Here is an 18,165-nt window from a genome sequence, read left to right as displayed (position 1 = left end):
GGCGCCAGCCGTGACGTGCCCAGCGGTGCCGTGCAGAGCGAGCGGGATCGGCGACGGCGCTTAGGCTGTGGCGATGGCGCGGGGCCGACCTTCCTGGAGTGGATGTGGGCCTGCGCCAATTCGTGATCGATGCATGGTCGTGGCTGAACTACAAGCCCGTGATGGCGGAGGCGGGGCGTCCCGGCAGCCGCGCATTCCCCGAGCTGGCCAAGACGTGGGTGCCGCCGCACGAGTTGCGGCGGCTGGCCGCATACAAGGTGCTGGCGTCGTACGACAACAACCAGGCCGGACAGCTCGCGGCGACCGGTGGCGACGCGAGTGCGCTGGAGCGTCGGGAGTTGGGCGACGCGGCGAACCTGGTGGACACCGCTCTCGGCTACCTGCTGGGCTCGGAGCAGAAGGTCGCGGTGGAGGGGGCGGAGCACGCCGATGAGGCGACGCCGACGCCTGGTGCGGCGGAAGCCGTTGCGGTGCAGGACCGGCTCCGGAAGTGGGCGGACAAGGAGCTGCTGACGTTCCGTGTTCAGCAGGCGGAGCGGGCGGCGGTGCTCCTCGGGGACAGCGTGATGGTCCTGGCGTGGAACCCGGGGAAGCAGCGGCCGACGCTGCGGGTCTATGACCCGGGCTTCTTCTTTCCGCAGTGGGACGACGAGGATGACGACTTCCCCCGCAAGGTCCACCTGGCGTGGGAACTGCCGGCGGACGACGACGCCGGGCTGAAGGCTCGGGTACGTCGGGTGACGTACGAGCTCGGGCCGATTTCCGAGGGCGGCGAGGAGGAGGGCGACGGCTCAGCGAGGGCGCGCACCTATCCGTGGGAGCCGGGCCGTACGTCGAACGTGACGTGCTACCTCACGGACGCCGAGTGGCTGTTGGAGGACCTGAAGAACGGCGAGACGCTGGACCAGTTGCCGATGGGCAAGGCCGCGTTCCGGGTGCGGGGGGACGGCACGGAGCTGAACCGGCTGGACTTGATGATCGACTTCGTGCCGGTGGTGCATGTCGCGAACACGATCCCGGACGGCGGGGAGCACTGGGGCCGGTCGGTGCTCGCGCGGGTTCTGCAGGCGCTCGACGAGCTTGCGGCCACGGACTCGGACAGCTCGGCCGCGTCGGCGACGACGGGTACGCCGATCATCGGGCTCGCTGGCGCGCGGCTGCCGGTCGACCGGGCGACAGGCAGGCCGCAGGATCTTGAGGTGAGGGCGGGTGCGGTGTGGCAGCTCGGTGAGACGGGGCGGATGGATGCGCTGGACACGTCGCCGCAGTTGGCCGAGTTGCGGGCCCGGGTGGATCACCTACTGGAGCGGATCGCGGCCAACTCGCGGGTGACGGCCGCTGGGCTGGGCACGCTGGAGGCCACGGAGGTGCCGTCGGGGTACGCGCTGAAGTTGGCGTTGGGGCCGCTGGACGCGCTGATCGGCATGATGCGGCTCGCGCGGGAGCACAAGTACCGGCTGCTGTTCAAGATGGTGCAGCGGCTGTACCAGGCCGGGCAGGCGGAGGGCTGGGCGGCCGGGGAGACGCAGCCGGCGCGGCTGGCGTGGGCGCCGCACACGCCGACTGATCGGGGCGCAGTGCTGGAGGAGGTCGTCAAGGCGTTCGGGGCGGGCGTGCTGTCGCTGGAGACGGCGGTGACGATGCTGCTGGAGGCGGGGTACCCGATCAAGGACGCCTCGCAGGAGGTGGAGCGGATCAGGGCGAAGGCCCAGCAGGAGGCTGCCGTGCGGATGGCGGAGGCGGCGGCGCGTCGAGGGCGCGACGAGGGCGAGGAGGATCAGGAGGAGGGCGACGGTCCGGGTGCGGCCGGTACGCGGAAGGCGGTAGAGCGGGAGAGCGGGAGGGAGCCGGTGGGCTCGGGCCGGTGACACGGGCCCCGGGGTACGTGAGCCGGGGGCTACGACTCGGAGATCATTTACGGGACAACTCGGTAGCATTGGGGTATGCCCACGGGACCTTTGCACGACCGCGCCGTCAACAGCATCGTCAACGGTGAACTCACCCAGGAGATCTTCCCCTGCCGGTGCACGACCGGCGAGGATCACGTCGAGGGTCCGGACTCGGTTGACTACGAGGAGGAGCCTGAGGACTCCTCGTTCGCTGGAGCCGAGGACATTTGGCTCTCTAGCGGCATGGATGAGGACTACGACTTCCGCTAACGACCTTGGGAGCGGTGACGGTCGGCCCGTGACGTGAGAAGGGCCGTACGGGTTGGGCGAGTTGTGACGCTTGTCTGGACCCGTGCGGCCTGCTCCCATCCTGCCCTGTCCGGTATCCCCCGCGCACACGTCGGCGAGTTGCTCGAAGAACTCGCACCCAGTGGCAGGCCTCACGGGAGTCGCTCCCAAGGCCGTTAGCGCCAGACGCCGCGGGCGCGCATGAGCTCGATCTGGGGCTCGGTGACGTGTTCGCGGTACTCGGCGTGGTTGTACGGTAGTCGGTCGGCGTAGAGGTTGGCCGGGTAGATGGGCTGGTTGTAGAGGGTGGCGAACAGCTCGGTGCGCAGGTCCTTGGCCCAGTTCGTCCACACGGCGGTGGTGCGCTGGCGGCGGAGGGCGGGCAGGTCGATGGTGGCGGTGACGAATGTGGCGACGCCGCCGTGGTCGAGGTGGCCGACGGTGCGGCCGGTGTGGTCGGTGATGGTGGAGTGGCCGCCGAAGAAGTCGACGCGCTGCCCGTCGGCGCCGGTGTACGAGGCCGGGTTGGGGGCCAGTACGTACATGGTGTTGTCGAGCGCGCGGGCCCGGTTCTGGATGTCGTACGCGTCGGAGGCGACCCCGGGCAAAGGGTAGCTGGTGCGGTAGGCGATCTCGCAGCCGCCGAGGGCAAGGCCGCGAGCGTTCTCGGGGTAGGACGCCTCGTTGGCCATCATGACGCCGAGACGTCCGATGGCGGTGTCTGCGACCGGCCAGAACGCCTCGGGGCCGCGCCCGTAGAGCCGGGTCCACTGGTCGAGTACATCGTGGGGGCTGAGGCTGTGCTCCATGGGCGGGAGTGGGGCGAGCTTGTAGTGGCGGAGGACGATCTCGCCGTCCGGGTCGATGACGAAGGCGATGTTGAAGTACCGGTCGGGGAAGGCCGGGTGCAGGGCTTTGGCCTGCGCCATGATGTGGATGCCGAACTCGCGGGCCCAGCGGCCGAGTTCTTTGGTCTCTGCGCCGGGCAGGCTGATGGCGCAGGTGCGGGCGTAGGTGGCGTGGTCGAGGTCATGGATCTCGTCGGTGAAGCCCTGGAGTGCGCCTTCGGGCAGGACGACCAGCCGGACGGGGTGGTCGAGGCCGCCGAGGGCGACGGCGGTGCGGGTGAGGGCGTAAAGGTGGTCGAGGTTGGTGGTGATGTCGTCGCGCTGCTGGATCTCGGTGATTTCGGGGATGAGCCCGACGGCGGTGTACGGGTTGATGGTCATGGGTGTGGCCTCCTTGTCCGATCGCCATCCTGCGGTGGCGGTCGGACAGGACTCGTCGCCGTGTCGGCGCAGGTGGTTACACTGGCCGACAGCGCGGGGGCGCGCTCTGGAGGAGATGTATGGTCCGGCCCCTGCCGCCTCGCCGTCCTGTCGGCTTCCGCCGTGATGGGCGGCCGATCTACCCGATTCTTGGCGCCTCTTCGGAGGATGAGACGAACGACCAGCTGGACGATGGCACCGATGACGGCGGCCAGGAGCAACAGGTCAAGGTCACTCAGGACCGGTTGGGCAAGATGCTCACCCGAGAGAAGGCCCAGGGTGAACGGGCCGCGATCAAGCGACTGTTGTCCGCGCTCGGCTTCGACACCCCGAAGGCGCTGACGGAGTTCGTGACGACGCAGCGGGAGGCTGAGCAGGCCGCGCTGTCGGAGGTCGAGCGCCGGGAACAGGCCGCACAGGAGAGGGAGTTGCAGGCCGCGCGCAGGGAGGAGCTGGCCGCCGAGCGGGAGCGGGCCGCGCTTCGGCGGGCTGCGCTCGTGGCTCTTGGCGCGGAGGGCGATGACCTGGTGGACGCGGAGCGTCTGCTGGCCGTCGATGATGAGGTTGCCGACGAGGCCCAGGTCCAGGCCGCCGCCGAACAGCTCCGCACCCGGCGTCCCGAGCTGTTCGGCGAGGTGCGCACCCTGGTGCCGGCCGCCCCCGCGGGCGCACCGGCCGGGCGCGGCCCGACCCGCACGACCTCGGTGTCCAAGCCCGGTTCGGCCGGGCTGGAGATGGCCAAGCGCCGCGGTCTGATCCCCGAGTTCAGCGACACCGCCGCCCGGTAGTACCGGGCCTAGCCCTTTGGGGGACCACGCCCCCCAGAACTTCGTGGACGACATCGCCTCCGTGGGCGGTGTGCGGATTCTGACCGCAGCGTCCATGGAGACACGCACATGACCATTCAGCCCGTCTCGAAGTCCGAGTACACCACCGCCAACCGCGAGTGGCTGGCTTCCCTGCATGGCACCGATTCCGTCGACACGATCACCCTCGACCTGAACCTGTTCTGCGAGGGCACGCACTATGTGTGCGGCGACGGCTGCGACCCGTACGGCCGGGTGCTGTCCGGTGTCCCGGTCGGCAGGGTCGCGGAGTCCGGCCTGTACGGCCCGTACGATCCAGAGGCGCACTGTGGCCGTCAGATCCTGCGCGGCTTCGTGATCGCGGAGGCCCCGTTCGCGCCGGGCCAGACCCGCGTACCGGCCGCCCTGCTGTGGCACGGCGCGGTGAAGGCGTCGAAGGTGCCCGGCGGGATCGACGTGTCCCAGCTCGTGTGGCACCCGCGTGCCGCACAGATCCGCTTCGTCTGAGCGGGGGCTTGAGCTGTGACGATTCAGGACCTGCTCAAGGACGTCTCGGTCATGGACCTGACGGCGTTCGCCAGGGCGATCCCGTCCCCGAAGGACTTCCTCCTCACCCAGACGTTCTTCCCGACCGTGGAGATACGGGAGGTGAAGTGGCGTACGAAGGACTCCGGCCGGTACGTGAACGTCGCCAAGTACCGGGCGTTCAACGCCTCAGTGCCGTTCGCGACCCGTGAGGCGTGGCAGACGTCCCGCGAGGGCGCGCTGCCCGCGCTGGGCCAGAAGCTCGTCGTCTCCGAGCAGGAACAGATCCTGCTGGAGGCGTCGCACGGCTCGGACCAGGACCGGATGATCGAGCTGCTGTACGACGACGTGGAACGGCACGTCGAGGCCATCCGGTCCCGGCTGGAACTGGCCGCCGGCGACGTACTCGCGGACGGCCGGTTCACGCTGGAACAGGAGAACGGCCTGACGCTGGAGGTGGACTGGAACGTCCCCGCCGAGAACATGCCGGTTGCCCGGATACCGTGGTCCGACCCGGCCTCCGACCCGATCGCGGATGAGCTGCGATGGATTCAGCACCTGGACGACATCGGTGCTCCGGAGCCGGAGTTGGTGATCACCTCCCGGAAGGCGTTCAGCTACCTGGCGGCGAACAACGCCTACCGGGCGGCCTACTACGGCAGCGTGAACCCGTCGACCACCCCGACGGCGACGCTCACTCCGCAGCAGATCAACGTGGTGCGCGGCAACTACAGCCTGCCGCCGATCCAGTTCTACAAGGCCCAGGTGCGGGTGGACGGCAAGCCCCGCAAGGTGTTGCCCGAGAACCTGTGGATTCTCGTGCCGCCGGAGCGGGAGAAGTGGGCCCAGACCATGTACGGGGTGACCGCAGAGGCCCTGGTGCTGTCGCGCGGGTCGAACCCCGAGATCCTTCGCGAGGATGCCCCTGGCCTGATCATCACCCGGGGGGTCCAGGATGACCCCGTGCAGATCTGGACCAAGGGCGCCGCGGTCGGGATGCCCGTCATGCACACTCCGGACGCGCACATCGTGGCGAAGGTGCTGTGATGGCGGGCCGCGGGCGGCTGAAGGCCGCGGTCTATGTACAGGACCCGACCATGCGGGAGGAGCTGATCCTGCTGCCGGGGGACTGCCCGGAACCCGAGATGGCCGTGCTGATCACCAACCCGGACGCGTGGGAGGTGCCGCCGGGCGACTGCGACGAGCCGGACGAGGCTGTCTCGGTGGGGAAGGCGGAGCCGTCCGGGAGCAAGGACGACGGACAGGAGGAGACGGCCGGCGCGGGCGGGACGAGGAAGTCTCCGTCAAGGCGGGGCGGGGGCCGTTCGGCGTCCTCGTCGTCGTGACCATCTGGAGGCGGCCCGCCACCGGGAACAGCCCGGCGGCGGGCCGCACCGCGCGGAGGGAGTAGCGGGTGGACGAGTTCCAGCGGTCATGGTTGCTGGCGCAGCTCGGGCCGGACACCGACCCGGCCGACCTGGAGCGCCGGTTCTTCCGGCTGCGGTCGGTGCGCGCAGTTGCGCTGGAGGTGCTGGGCGAGCGGCGAGCGAAGCTCCTCGCGGACCCGCTGAAGGTCACCGTGGACGGGGTGGTGACCATGGACCTCCAGGAGAACTTGCGAGGGATCGAGCGGCATATCGAAGTTGTACGGCAGGTACCTGCGCCAGAGGACGAAGACCAAGCGAGCGAAGCTCTGGCAGTGGCTAGGCTCGTGCCGACCCGCCGCTACAGATAGCGCGTGGCCCGGGGCCACGTCGGCGAGCCACTGCAGCACTCCGTCTGTGCCTTCATTGACCGCCCGAAGGCCGCGGGAGCAGGTGCCCCCGCGGCCTGTCTCACGGTTCTACAGCCAAGGCCAGTGGGCCCAACTCGCCGCCCCGATTACCAGGGACGCAACTCCTGCACCTCCCACAATCGCGGGCGAGATGTACACCGCGAAGACGGTGTGGCCGCCGACCAGCAGTTGTACGTTTGCGCGCCGTACACGGGAGGACGTCGACGGTGGAGCCTCCGGGCCCCAGGCGTCGTCCGCGGGGCCATCCCCGGGTGACTGCTGGCTGGAACCTGTGCCATGGTGTGTACTCACCAGTTGTCCTTTCGCATGAGCACGGCCGCCGTCTCCCTGGCCGCCAAACCTGAAGAAGACGGTGCCACGCGACACTCGGTCCCCCCGGGTTCGAGAGGACACAAAAGGGCCCCACCAGACCTAGGCATGGTGGGGCCCTCATTGATGACGCGACCGTATCGAAGCGGCGGGCCGCAAGGCAAGTTGAGGAGATTGACAGGGGTCATGACGTCGTGTCAGTAAGCTGCCTTCCCCCGCTCGCAGATCTGGCCGTTGCGGACTCAGTTACCTCCAGCGTCCCTGCGTACCGACGATCTTCATGCAATCACGAGCGACTCGAGTAGCTCTGTTACGAGGCTGACTGCGCTGGAGTCCATGGCTTGAAGCCACCGCTCAGGCAGTCGCCTGCTTCCGGCGTCGAAGTAGGACCAGAACGGCGATCGCGGCCAGGGTCATCCACGCCTTGCCCAGAATCTGGCCGGGCAGGTACTCGAACGAGCCGAAGGCCAGCTTGAGGAAGAGGAGGCTGTCTGCGAGCAGGCCGACCGTGTTCGAGGCGAGCATCGCGATCAGTAGACCGCGTGTGCGAAGGGGTTCGTAGACGACGAAGTCCATGGTTTCGGCGACCGCGAAAGCCGCGGCCGAGGCCATGGCGAGTGTGGGGTCCGCGAGGAAGTAAGACAGCATTGTGCCGACGGCGATAGCCGCGAGGACAGCGCCGCGGCCGGCGGATTCACGCGCGAGGTCACGAAGGACCAGGGCAAGGCCGACCATATAGACCCCGGCGGGAGCAACACAGCCGAAGCCGACGGGGACTGCTCCGAAGTGGGTGACGGCGAGGTTGGCCGCGGGGATGGTGGCGACATAAGCGACGAGGGTCGCGATACCGGCAGGGGCGGGGACGTTCACGTTCTTCTTCCTGTCTCGATGATGTGGTCGTTGCGCCGATACCACGCCGCGGACGGACAGCGAGGCGAGCGCCCAGACAGTACAGCCCAGGCCACTGACACTGGTAACGGGCCCAGGCATCGAGACTCTGTCCGGGATTGAGTGCACTGCCGCGGGCATATGCACGTCAGGCGGCGCGAAGCCGCAGACCTCAGGGCAAGTCGGTGGCCCCAGCCTTGGACAGCTATCGCAGGTCAAGCGACGATTCCCCCCGACGGCTGTCAGAGGCCCGCTGAGTCAGGGAGCGCGCAGTGACATAGGCGTCGCTTCGGAGCAAGGCATCGTTTCGGTCGCATTTCGTAGCGCGGTACACTCCGACACGTCGGTCCGACATGACCGCTTCATTCCCATTAATGCCATGTGCCGATTCAGTCAGGAGGTGCCGAGGCAGCACTCTCGGTCCATTATCGAAACTTCATGCGAATTTCTGCGCTACTCCGTCGACTGTGTTGTCAGTGGGTGCGCCTAAGCTCGTGTCAGTTGTTAAATCAGCAGGTGGGGGGCGAGCAGAAGGATGTCTTCGGGCTTCGCGGTTGGGCACCTCGTCGAGTTCACGGGGGCCCCGGGCATCGGCCGGGTTGGTGCCATCGATGGGGACATGCTGCGCGTCGACTTCTTCGAATCAGTAGCCGAGGAAGTCGTCCACTCCCAGCATGTGCCGGCGAGGAACTGCTGGCGTGCCCGGCTCGAACCCGAAACGCGGGTCTACTGGCGCGAGCCGAGCACCGGAGACTGGCTCGCGGGTCGGGTCACCGGAGAACATCTCCCGGAATACTTCATCCAAGTCCCCAACAAGAAGTGGAACGAGCGGGCGAGCGAGGGCGACCTCCGAGTGCGCTGGGACCGTCCCATCCACGACCCCCTCCAAGTCCTCACGAGCGGCGGCAGCGAGTCAGGGTACTTTCGCGACGCTCGGCTTCCCTTCCTGCGCAATCTCGTGGCGCAACGCGCTGCCTGCGCGAACATGGCGGCGCTACTGTCCTCGGCTGCCGAGATCTTTCCGCACCAGGTCCGTGCTGCAATAACCGTGCTCTCCGATCCCGTGCAGCGTTACCTCATCTCCGATGAGGTCGGCCTGGGGAAGACCATCGAGGCGGGGTTCGTCATCCGCCAGACCCTTCTTGATGATCCGTGGGCTCGAATCACTGTCGTCGCCCCCGAACCGCTTCGGCGTCAGTGGGACAAGGAGCTCCGCAACAAATTCTTCATCGACGACTTTCCGTCAGCTCGGATCGTGATCACGTCTCACGAGACACCGGAGAAGTGGCCCCAGTACGACGACAGTGCCCTTGTCGTCGTGGACGAGGCACATGCGCTGGCCCAGGACGCCGACGAGAACGTCTCGCCCTACCGTGAACTGGCGGCCTTGGCGCACTCTGCCCCAAAGCTTCTGCTCCTGTCCGCGACCCCTGTGACTTCTCGCTACACGACTCATCTCGGACTGCTGCACCTGCTCGAACCCGACCTCTACCGGTGGGACGACCGCGAAGCTTTCGAGCACCGCTACGCCCTACGCGCGGAGTTGGCGGACAGCGTCTACGCCCTGGACGCCACCTTCACCTTCCTGCTGAGGTCGACGCTCGACGACATCCGGCGGCTCCTCCCTCATGATCCCCGATTTGAACACCTCGCAGAGCAGATCATCGAGTGCCTCACTGAAGACGATGACCTGCGTGACGGAGTGGAACCCGATGATCTCGCCCTGCACGTAGAGGAGTTGCGGGGGCACATCAGTGAGACGTACCGCCTGCATCGCCGGGTGATCCGACACCGGCGAGACCAGGTGGAGAAGCCAGAGGACGAAGCCGAGGAGAGTGAACCCTACGCGGTCCGCGGTCGGGAACTTTCGGACGTTCTCACCCTGCCCTCCACCTTCGACGCCGTCGAAACGGCCCTGGTGGCGTGGCGTACTGGCGTTTCGGATCACTTGCTCAACGCCGGCCTCGAAGACGAGGCCACCGCCTACGCCCGCATCCTCAGCGTCATCGCGTCCCGAGCGGGCGGTCCCTTCGACGACTTCGTCGGCGCACTGCGCTGGCGGGTACGCGGAGATGCCCAAGCGGCACAACGAGCCGGCCTCACTCCTCAAGAGCAAGCCACGCTCGCCGCACCCGCTCTCATCCCTGCAGAGATGGAAGCACTTCTCGAGCTTGAGAGGCACCTCGACGAAGCAGCGGACAACCAGCCGCTCAAGGCGACGGCCAACGCCCTCATCCCGACGCTGAATCGCGGTGGGCGCATCGTCGTCTTCTGCGGCCCGGGTGCACTGGCGCACCAACTCGCGACACGTCTACGAGGATTGTCCCGAAGCGCCTATGTTGCGGAGCACACCCGCCAAGTCGGCGCGGCGGCTTCTGAGGAAGCGGTCACAGAGTGGCGCAAGACACCGGGTACGTCCGTCCTTGTCGCCGATGACACCGCCGAAGACGGGCTAAATCTTCAGATGGCGAATGCCGTTGTGCACGTGCGCCTGCCGTGGAACCCCAACCAACTTGAACAACGCATCGGACGAGTAGACCGCTATCGCAGCGCCGAATCCGTCAGCCAACTCGATGCCGCCAGCCAATACGTGATCAGCGCAAGTGCCGAACACGAAGCCCTTGGCACAGCCTGGCTGAACCTGTTGCGCGACGGCTACAACATCTTCTCGCAGTCGGTGTCGACACTGCAGGACGCCATCGCGGAGGGCCTCGACGCTGTCTGGGCCGACGCCCTGCGAGATGGCCCCACTGGGCTCGCGTCCGCGCTGCAGCGTGTGCAGGATCAACTCCTCGAAGCACGCCAGCAGATCGAGAAGATGGACATGCTCGAGGCCATTTACCTCGATGCCGATGGCCGAGACGACATGGCAAAGACCCTCAGAGAGCTAGAACTGGACTGGACGGACATTCAACGCGCTGTCTTCCGGTACACAAGCGAAGGATCTGGCGGTATCAACGTCCGCCACTCCGAGCACACCATCGGCAAAACTGTCTTCGACCTCGTCGGGTCCCGGCCGCACGTCCCACCGCGTCTGTACATGGCGCAGGCCATGACGTTGGCTCCCGCCATGGCGCAGGGGACGTTCAACCGGTCAAGGGCCCTGCGCTCTCCAGGTACACGGGTGTTCCGCATCGGAAACCCGTTCATCGACATGCTCGCTGTCCTGAGCGCCATCGACGAGCGTGGCCAGGCAACCGCCTTCGAGCGCGTCGACTCCAGCCACACAGGGGACCCGGAACCCTACTTCGCCTTCGACTTCCTAGTAGAGGCTGACATCTCTACAGCAGCTGAGGGGGTGACCAACCCGGACGAGGTGAAGCGGGCCTTGCAGCGCCAGGCCGACCTTCTCCTTCCGCCGTTCACACGCAGGGTGTGGGTGCGGGCAGGAAGCACCGAGGCGCTGACGCTCTCTACGGCGCTCGAATGGCTGAACAGCCCTTACGATCACCGGAAGTGCCAGAACTTTAATAGTCAGCGGATTCGTCATCTTGTTGACATCTTCGGTGGCTGGTCAGAGTTCCAGCACGCCGCTGAAACCGCTGAGAAGGTCGCCCGCAACGACCTCTTCCGCGTGACCGACCTGAGAACACTGTGCGCCGAGGCCCAGCAAAGGGCTCGCCGACGACTTGCCGTGACCCGAGCCCAGGCAGAGGCCCGCAGGGCCGCCGGCCGCCTCCTGAACGACACCGAAAGCCAACTGGCAGACCTGAAAACCGTCGGGCTACTCATCGATAGTCTCACGCAGCCGAACGTACGACTCATATCTGCAACCTGCGTCGTCCGCAGCGGGCGAAGGGGGGCACAGGGTGGTGCGTGACAGTTGGATTGGGGCGCAGCAACTCTTCGACACCTGGCCGTTCATTGGCTCGGTGTCCGAGGACACGCAATACGACGGCACCCTGCGCCGTCTCAAGGACGCCCTCGACGGTCTGGCAGAACACAGGTCCTCATGGCGCGACGTGGCAGCACTGACGCGACAGATCCTTCTCGAAGCTCAGGCCCGTGGAAACACGTCTGGCCTCTCAGTCCCACTTGGCGCACCCTTGCCTACGCGGCTGCAGTGGGAACAGATGCACTGCCATACGCTCCCGGATGGCCGCCGCGTCCTGGTCACAGCCCGGCCATGGCACCCTGGCGCATCAGACCAGAAAGCTGAGGAAGCCGCTCAGTACGACTTGCAGCAGATCCACCTCGGAGAAAGTCTCCAACAGCACCTTCAGTTGGAGCCATGCCCTGCCGACCCCTTTTGGACGCGAGCCCTCGGTGACGACTACGCCCAGTACAAGTCGATCGGGCAGCGGCAAGCAGCTCGTGCAGTAGCACTCGCAGAGCCGGGCAGCACTGTGATCGCTTGTCTGCCGACCGGTCACGGCAAGACCGCCCTCGTACAGGCTCCCGCGCTGCTCGCAAGCAGCCGCACCGGCGTCACCCTGGTCGTCGTGCCGACTGTCGTGCTCGCATTGGACATGGAACGCCGTGCCCAAGAGTTGCTGAGCACGCGCGGGCGACGGAGCCCCACCGGCCGCTATGCCTACATCGGTGACCTGGACGAGAACCTCAAGCAACAAGTGCGAGACGACATCCGATTCGGCAGGCAGCGACTGGTATTCACGAACCCTGAATCGCTCGTATCTGGCCTCAAGTCTGCTCTCGAAGACGCCGCCGAGGCAGGTCACCTGCAGTACTTCGTCATCGACGAGGCGCATCTCGTCGAGCAATGGGGCGAGGGATTCCGGCCTGAGTTCCAAACCATGTCCGTGCACCGGCGCACCTGGTTGAGCGCAGCCCCGCCAGGACGTGCACCTGTCACGGTCTGCATGAGCGCAACGCTGACCGAACAGCAGGTGACCACTCTTGAGAAACTCTTCGCAGGCCCCAAGCCTGCTGAGATCGTTTGGGGCGCCCAATTGCGCCACGAGCCCAGCTACTACATCGACGCCTTCACCGACGAGGAAGAGCGCACTGAGGCAATCCTTCGTGCCATTGACCGTCTGCCGAGGCCTCTGGCTCTGTACGTAACCGAGCGGAAAGACGCCAGAGCATGGATTGACCGCCTGCGTGCAGCCGGCTTCGCACGAGTAGCCGATGTCGCCGGCTACTCAAGCCCGAACGAACGCCGACGGGCAGTGGAAGGCTGGGGCGGCCGATCCGCCTCGGGGCGTATCCCCACCCAATACGACATCGTCGTGGGAACCTCGGCCTTCGGCCTGGGCGTTGATCTACCCGACGTCCGCAGCGTGGTGCACGCGTGCCTGCCGGAAACCGTAGACCGCTACTACCAAGAGGTAGGACGGACGGGCCGGGACGGACGTCCGTCCGTGGCCTACCTGGCGTCGGCACCCCGAGACCAGCCCGTCGCCGAGGGCATCAATCGGCAAGCGATCATCGGGGCTGACAAGGCGTGGTCTAGGTGGCGATGGATGTGGACCGTCAGGGACAAGACGTACACGCGTCCGCGCCACTACCTCGTCGACCTCGACTCAATCCCGGACAACGTTCATGACACCTCGGAGGCCAACCGGGACTGGAACATCCGCACCCTGAACCTCATGCTGCGCGCAGGGCTCATTGGTCTCCACGTTCCTGAACCGCCCCAGCGGAACGATGGCGAAATGCGTGCCGCCTTTCAGGAACGCCTGGATCGGTTCTACGAGGTGGCATCCACACATGTCGACGTCACCCTCGAGGACACTCAAACCAATGATGAGGAGCACTTCCGGGCTAGGTTCGAAGCTGAGCGCCGGCGTTCAATTGCTGCTCAAAGAAACGCGCTTGCTGATCTCCGAACCCTGCTGCGGGGCGATCGATGCACAGGTGAGGTCCTCAGCACCTACTACCGCGTTCAGCAAGGCAGTGCCTCACTGCTGACGGGAGTGAACTGCCGTGGTTGCCCCAGTTGCAGATCGACAGGCATTCCCGGGGACAACGGCTTCTACAAGCTGGCAGGAGACCCTCATCCGCTGGTTCCAGCCCCAAGTCGGGCCAGTCGCGATCCCCTCCGGAACATGCGAGGCACCGCATCCTGCCTCAGCTTGTGGTGGGGAACCGATGCCGACCGCCGGGCCCGGTTGCCCCGACTGCTGGAGATGCTGGTCCTTCGCGGCCTGAAGGTCATCGGTGGGCCAGGAGTCACGTCACATGTAGCCGAAGCTCTCCAGGACGATGTGGCACCGCACCCGATTATCTGTGACACCGACGCGGATCTACTTCGCTTCTACGAGGGCCCCATCGTATGGGTGCTGGACGACGAGCGGTCGTCCATGGACATGGTGCTCAGATCACGACTTGGCTCGCCAGACGTGACTTACCTGATCCACCCACGAAACACGCCGGATCCGAGCCGTCCCGGCCTACCGTTCGTGACTCTTCATCCTCAAAGCTTCCCCCTCCAGAATGCGTTGGAGTCGTTCTGATGGCCCTGATCAACGTGGACGCCTCGCGCCCCGACCCCATGTGGGCAGTCGTCCGTCTACTGGCCCACTCGAAGAAGCCCGTGTCGCTCGACAGCGCACGTGCCCTTCTGAGTCCACCGACACTCGCATCGGGTGACAAGGATGCGTCGGAGATGTTCAACAAGGCCATCAAGACGCTCAGGGAACTCGGGCTACTCCACGTTCACGAGTCCACCAGCGAACTAGAGCTCGCTGGGCCCGCTACGGCTCTCGACGGCCGCGACTGGGATGCATTCTCCGCTGCACTGCGCACCGCTGTCCTGGCACCCGAACGCAACAGCGGTTTGGGGGACAACGACGAGCAAAGGGGATCACGCGACCTCACTCGAGCCCTGGCCTGGTTTCTCACTCTGGACCCTATGGATCCCCCGGTTGCCTGGGAGCAAGCACAGAAGCTCAGGAAGAACGCTTTCAAGCCGGAAGCTGGACCCGCCATCGTCAACGCTGAGCGTTGGCGGCCGTTCGGAGATTGGGCTCCCGCGCTGGGGCTCGCCGCCCGGCCCCTCATCTCCGGGGGAGGGAGCAGCCCACTGACTCCAGACTGCACCGCCGCCGTCAGGTATGTAATGCAGAGCCTGTGGGAGCCGGGCCAGCAGGTTAACGCCGTAACAGCCGTCCGAAGCGTCCGCGAGTACTTGCCGGTACTGCCCGGTGGCGAATACTCCAGGACTCTTCGTCTCGACAATCCCGGTGACCGTGTCGCAGGCCCTGCTCTTTCCTTCGCACTGCTCCGCGGCAGCGACGAGAAGTGGCTGCGCCTGGAGCTCGATTCCGATGCACCTTTGGTGCTGCAGGTAACCGACCCAGAGCAGCCCTCGAGCCCGCGCTACGTAAGCGACATCACGATGCAGGAGGTCCCAAGTGTCTAACTTCCGCGGAAAGGTTTGTTGGGACCCCGCGACGGCCGCCAACACCATCAGCGTCGAGGCGATCTCGCCTTCCCCCGCCGTCTTCCGGGCCACACATGCGCCCTTGCGGATCCAGCGAGCACGGCTCGATGGCCGTCAGCTTGTGCTCGAGGGGCAGCCGGTGGATGAACGGGCGGTCCTTCACGACTTCCTTAACCACGAATCCATCACCGGTGCACTGCTCATGCCCATCGTGGGCGAGTCTGGTTCTGGAAAGTCTCACCTCGTCAGATGGGTTCGTGAGCATCTTGAACTGGCCGACGACCGGGCTGAATCCCGTGAGGTAATCTATCTTGAGAAGCATAGGACGAGCCTCAAAGCAGTAGTGCAAAGCCTGATCGCAGAGGCTGACGGCGACGAACTGAAGCAGTTGAAGGCGGAGATCGACAAGTTCACTGCTGACATCGATGCATCAGTACTCGCTCGGCGACTCATCCATTCCCTTAACGAGACCCTCGTAGCCGAGACGGGGCGCGGCGTCTCAGGGCCGACGCGGCAACTTTTCGGCCCTCATGGCCTCGGAGCACTCCTTGACGATCCGCACGTCAGTGAATTCATGCTCCAGCCGGACAAGTTTGTTCCACAACTGGCGACTTACCTCCTGCGAGATCGCACCAAGGGAGACGGGGATCGCCCTCCGAAGTTCACTGTTCGTGACCTCCCGCTCGACATCACCGAGGTCAGCAAGGCGTCAGCCCTGGCCAAGAAGTGGGTACAGGTTCTCAGCTCCAAGGCAGAGCTTCAGGAGATCGCGATCGACCTTCTGAACGAGCACTTGGAAACTGCGATCAACCGCAGCTTCAACCTGGGCATGGGACGCCTGCTCGAAGCAATGACCCTTGTCCGTGAGGAGTATCACCGGCAGGGCAAAGAGATCATTCTTCTCATCGAGGACTTTGCCCTCATCCAGGGGGTACAGAAGGACCTGCTAGACGCCATTGTCGAAGCGGCCCACCGGGAAGGCTCCACACGGCTGGCCCCCATCCGCACTCTCATGGCCGTAACGACTGGTTACTTCCGTGACCTGCCGGAGACGGCCCTCACCCGTGTACGCGCAAACCTTGGCTACGCGTACGACCTGGATGTGCCGTTCAGCGAGGAGGACACCGGCGAAGAAGCCATCGCCGCGTTCGTGGGCCGCTACCTCAACGCAGCGCGCATCGGCAAGGATCAACTGGAACAAGTAGGCGGTGCGGAGCCGCCGAACGCATGCGACACGTGCCCCCTGCAGCCTCGTTGCCACGATGCGTTCGGAGCATCGGTCGACGGCTACGGGCTGTACCCGTTCAACAGGTCGGCCCTGACTCGCATGGTCCACTCGACCGCTTCGAAGGATGAGCCCTGGGCATTTGTCCCCCGAACCGTGCTGGGGAGTGTGGTACGGCCAATCCTCATCGAGCACGCTAGTTCCCTGCGGCGTGGGGAGTTTCCGGACTCGGCCTTCTCCGAGAGTTTCCCTACTGCTGATATCGACACGACCCTCGACACAGCTGTGCGCGAGTTCATCGATCTCAACGACTCTGTGGCCGGCGAACGACGCGAGCGGCTCCTTGAATTCTGGGGAGACGCGGCTGCGCAGGGAATCGAAATCGACTCCACGGTGATGGAGGCCTTCGCCCTCAACCCCTTGGCGGCCGGGACCCAGACTCTCCCGGAACAGCCGCGACCTGCGGCAGAGCCGTCCCGGCAGTCCAGTGCCTCGCCAGCCACTGCCAAGACAGAGGACAAAACCTATCCACTGTCGGTTCAGCGGAGCCTTCAGAACATCGAGGAGTGGGTGACACGCGGCGACGACCTCAAGCAGGATCACGCCCGAGCCATCCGTACAGTCATCGCTACTGCGGTAGCCGAGCGGTACCGCTGGAATACACCGCTCATGCAGGCGCAAGGCAACGTCAAGGAAAAGGGCTGGCCGAACAACGCGACCGTCGTCAGTATCGAAGGCTCTGCGGTCGCAGGCATCACAGGCGCTGATAGTGCACCGATCCAGTTCAAGCGGAGCGCGACGAACAGCAGGTTCTTCCAAAGCTTGATTCGTGCGCAGAACGGCTTGGACCAAGTGCGCGGCGAGGACGTCCGAAAGCTGGCGACCCTCGCTGAGCAGCACTCCGATGCGCTGGCATCCAGAGTTCAACGCAATCTGGAGGTTACAGACGACGACCTCGTGCTCGGCCTGCGGGCATCCGTTCTGGGAGCAGTTCTTGCGGGCCGTTGCTGGCCCGGCATGGGCATCGAAGGACTCCTGGCAGCAGCGGTTGACGACGGCGACACTTGGCAAGGTGTCGGCGGCATGCCAAGGCCGGAACGGTGGACAGTAGCCCTGAATCAGCACCGCTCGGCGCGCGGTGCCCTAGTGATGCGTATCCGTACCGGAGTCGGTATCTCGCAAGGCAGCAGGGGAGCCGTGGGCCTGATCGATGCTGCCCGGGCACTCCCGTTGCTGGAGAAGGCAACAGCCAGCTGGGTGTGGGAAACGCCGGCTGGCAACGTCCCAGAGTGGGTGAAGCCCGCTGTCAAACCGTTCGTGTCGTGGCCCGCACTGATCGACGGGCAGGTCGCGATGCTCAAGGGCTGGCTCAGCGACATCCGAATGCGGCAACCACGCGGTACCCCAGGAAATCACACTCTGGCCAGCATCAGAACTGCCGTAGACAGGGCAAGAGAAGTGAGTCTGTCGCTACCCGTCCAACGAGCGCGCGAACTCGATACGCTTCTTGAGCAGGCAAGTGCTGTGGATTGGTCCACGATCTCCGCCCTGGAGGACGAACTGGGCCGGTGTTTCGACGACGAGCGTCCTGAGGCGTCGCGCCAAGCTGCGCGCATCCGCACAGCCGCCCAGGACCGGGGGACTTCCATCGAGGTCATCCGGAACCTGTTGTGTATGGCTGACGAGTGGCTTGACGAGGCACTGAAGGGTGCCGAGATGCGAGCCAGTTCTTCGGCCGCAAAAAGTGCAGCCGATGGCGTGCAGGAACTCATCGCCGAATGGCGTTCTCTGGCAGTCGAAGGGACTGATCGCCAGTGACTCGGTTGT

At 65.6% G+C, this 18,165-nt stretch carries 13 protein-coding genes; 11 read left to right on the top strand and 2 right to left on the bottom strand.

Annotation, left to right across the window (positions count from 1 at the left end; genetic code table 11):
* Positions 1-104: 104 nt before the first annotated feature.
* Together AC07DS_RS03730 and AC07DS_RS03725 are read left to right on the top strand one after the other, a co-directional pair.
* Positions 105-1,868: a hypothetical protein gene (locus tag AC07DS_RS03730; protein ID WP_479142369.1), complete on the top strand. Its 1,764-nt coding sequence runs from the start codon at positions 105-107 to the stop codon at positions 1,866-1,868.
* A gap of 75 nt (positions 1,869-1,943) precedes the next feature.
* The gene (locus AC07DS_RS03725; RefSeq protein WP_479142367.1) at positions 1,944-2,159 is read left to right on the top strand and encodes a hypothetical protein; all 216 of its coding nucleotides are present in this window, start codon (positions 1,944-1,946) and stop codon (positions 2,157-2,159) included.
* A gap of 194 nt (positions 2,160-2,353) precedes the next feature.
* Here AC07DS_RS03725 and AC07DS_RS03720 read toward each other — a convergent pair whose 3' ends face one another.
* The gene (locus AC07DS_RS03720) at positions 2,354-3,406 is read right to left on the bottom strand and encodes a nitrilase-related carbon-nitrogen hydrolase (protein WP_479142365.1); all 1,053 of its coding nucleotides are present in this window, start codon (positions 3,404-3,406) and stop codon (positions 2,354-2,356) included.
* 293 nt (positions 3,407-3,699) lie between these two features.
* Between AC07DS_RS03720 and AC07DS_RS03715 the strand changes: the two genes are divergently transcribed.
* The 5 genes from AC07DS_RS03715 (at position 3,700) to AC07DS_RS03695 (ending at position 6,511) form a co-directional block, all read left to right on the top strand.
* A complete protein-coding gene (locus tag AC07DS_RS03715; RefSeq protein WP_479142363.1) occupies positions 3,700-4,233 on the top strand; it encodes a hypothetical protein in 534 nt (177 codons plus the stop codon).
* Positions 4,234-4,341: 108 nt separating this feature from the next.
* Complete coding sequence (locus tag AC07DS_RS03710) at positions 4,342-4,758, top strand: head decoration protein (RefSeq protein ID WP_306501640.1); 417 nt, start codon at positions 4,342-4,344, stop codon at positions 4,756-4,758.
* Positions 4,759-4,773: 15 nt separating this feature from the next.
* Positions 4,774-5,823, top strand: a complete 1,050-nt coding sequence (locus AC07DS_RS03705) for a major capsid protein (RefSeq protein ID WP_479142360.1) — start codon at positions 4,774-4,776, stop codon at positions 5,821-5,823.
* Positions 5,823-6,122 carry a hypothetical protein gene (locus AC07DS_RS03700; protein WP_479142358.1) on the top strand — a complete coding sequence of 100 codons (300 nt, stop codon included), beginning with the start codon at positions 5,823-5,825 and terminating at the stop codon, positions 6,120-6,122. The genes AC07DS_RS03705 and AC07DS_RS03700 overlap by 1 nt, the downstream gene beginning before the upstream one ends.
* A 68-nt stretch (positions 6,123-6,190) precedes the next feature.
* The gene (locus AC07DS_RS03695; protein WP_479142356.1) at positions 6,191-6,511 is read left to right on the top strand and encodes a hypothetical protein; all 321 of its coding nucleotides are present in this window, start codon (positions 6,191-6,193) and stop codon (positions 6,509-6,511) included.
* A gap of 723 nt (positions 6,512-7,234) precedes the next feature.
* Here AC07DS_RS03695 and AC07DS_RS03690 read toward each other — a convergent pair.
* Positions 7,235-7,750 carry a VUT family protein gene (locus tag AC07DS_RS03690; RefSeq protein WP_479142354.1) on the bottom strand — a complete coding sequence of 172 codons (516 nt, stop codon included), beginning with the start codon at positions 7,748-7,750 and terminating at the stop codon, positions 7,235-7,237.
* A 553-nt stretch (positions 7,751-8,303) separates the two neighbouring features.
* Between AC07DS_RS03690 and dpdE the strand changes: the two genes are divergently transcribed.
* From dpdE to dpdH, 4 genes are read left to right on the top strand one after another with little or no spacing between them, the layout of a single operon-like run.
* Positions 8,304-11,588 (top strand): protein DpdE, encoded by a 3,285-nt coding sequence (gene dpdE / locus AC07DS_RS03685; protein ID WP_479142352.1) that lies wholly within the window; start codon positions 8,304-8,306, stop codon positions 11,586-11,588.
* Complete coding sequence (gene dpdF, locus AC07DS_RS03680) at positions 11,578-14,184, top strand: protein DpdF (RefSeq protein ID WP_479142350.1); 2,607 nt, start codon at positions 11,578-11,580, stop codon at positions 14,182-14,184. The genes dpdE and dpdF overlap by 11 nt, the downstream gene beginning before the upstream one ends.
* Positions 14,184-15,092 (top strand): protein DpdG, encoded by a 909-nt coding sequence (gene dpdG, locus AC07DS_RS03675; protein WP_479142348.1) that lies wholly within the window; start codon positions 14,184-14,186, stop codon positions 15,090-15,092. Before dpdF ends, dpdG begins: the two co-directional genes overlap by 1 nt.
* Entirely contained in the window at positions 15,085-18,156 is a 3,072-nt protein-coding gene (gene dpdH, locus AC07DS_RS03670; protein ID WP_479142345.1) for a protein DpdH, read from the top strand. Before dpdG ends, dpdH begins: the two co-directional genes overlap by 8 nt.
* Positions 18,157-18,165: the final 9 nt, after the last annotated feature.

This window comes from Streptomyces sp. NPDC044064 (assembly GCF_056434245.1).
The sequence above is the reverse complement of the archived record's forward strand: the minus strand, read 5'-3'. Positions and strand labels throughout refer to the sequence as shown.

What these genes read in the sequence shown, in the direction of transcription:
- dpdG (WP_479142348.1), top strand. Translation starts at nt 14,184, where the DNA reads ATGGCCCTGATCAACGTGGACGCCTCGCGCCCCGACCCCATGTGGGCA.
- dpdE (WP_479142352.1), top strand. Translation starts at nt 8,304, where the DNA reads ATGTCTTCGGGCTTCGCGGTTGGGCACCTCGTCGAGTTCACGGGGGCC.
- AC07DS_RS03725 (WP_479142367.1), top strand. Translation starts at nt 1,944, where the DNA reads ATGCCCACGGGACCTTTGCACGACCGCGCCGTCAACAGCATCGTCAAC.
- AC07DS_RS03715 (WP_479142363.1), top strand. Translation starts at nt 3,700, where the DNA reads ATGCTCACCCGAGAGAAGGCCCAGGGTGAACGGGCCGCGATCAAGCGA.
- AC07DS_RS03700 (WP_479142358.1), top strand. Translation starts at nt 5,823, where the DNA reads ATGGCGGGCCGCGGGCGGCTGAAGGCCGCGGTCTATGTACAGGACCCG.
- AC07DS_RS03720 (WP_479142365.1), bottom strand. Translation starts at nt 3,406, where the DNA reads ATGACCATCAACCCGTACACCGCCGTCGGGCTCATCCCCGAAATCACC.
- AC07DS_RS03710 (WP_306501640.1), top strand. Translation starts at nt 4,342, where the DNA reads ATGACCATTCAGCCCGTCTCGAAGTCCGAGTACACCACCGCCAACCGC.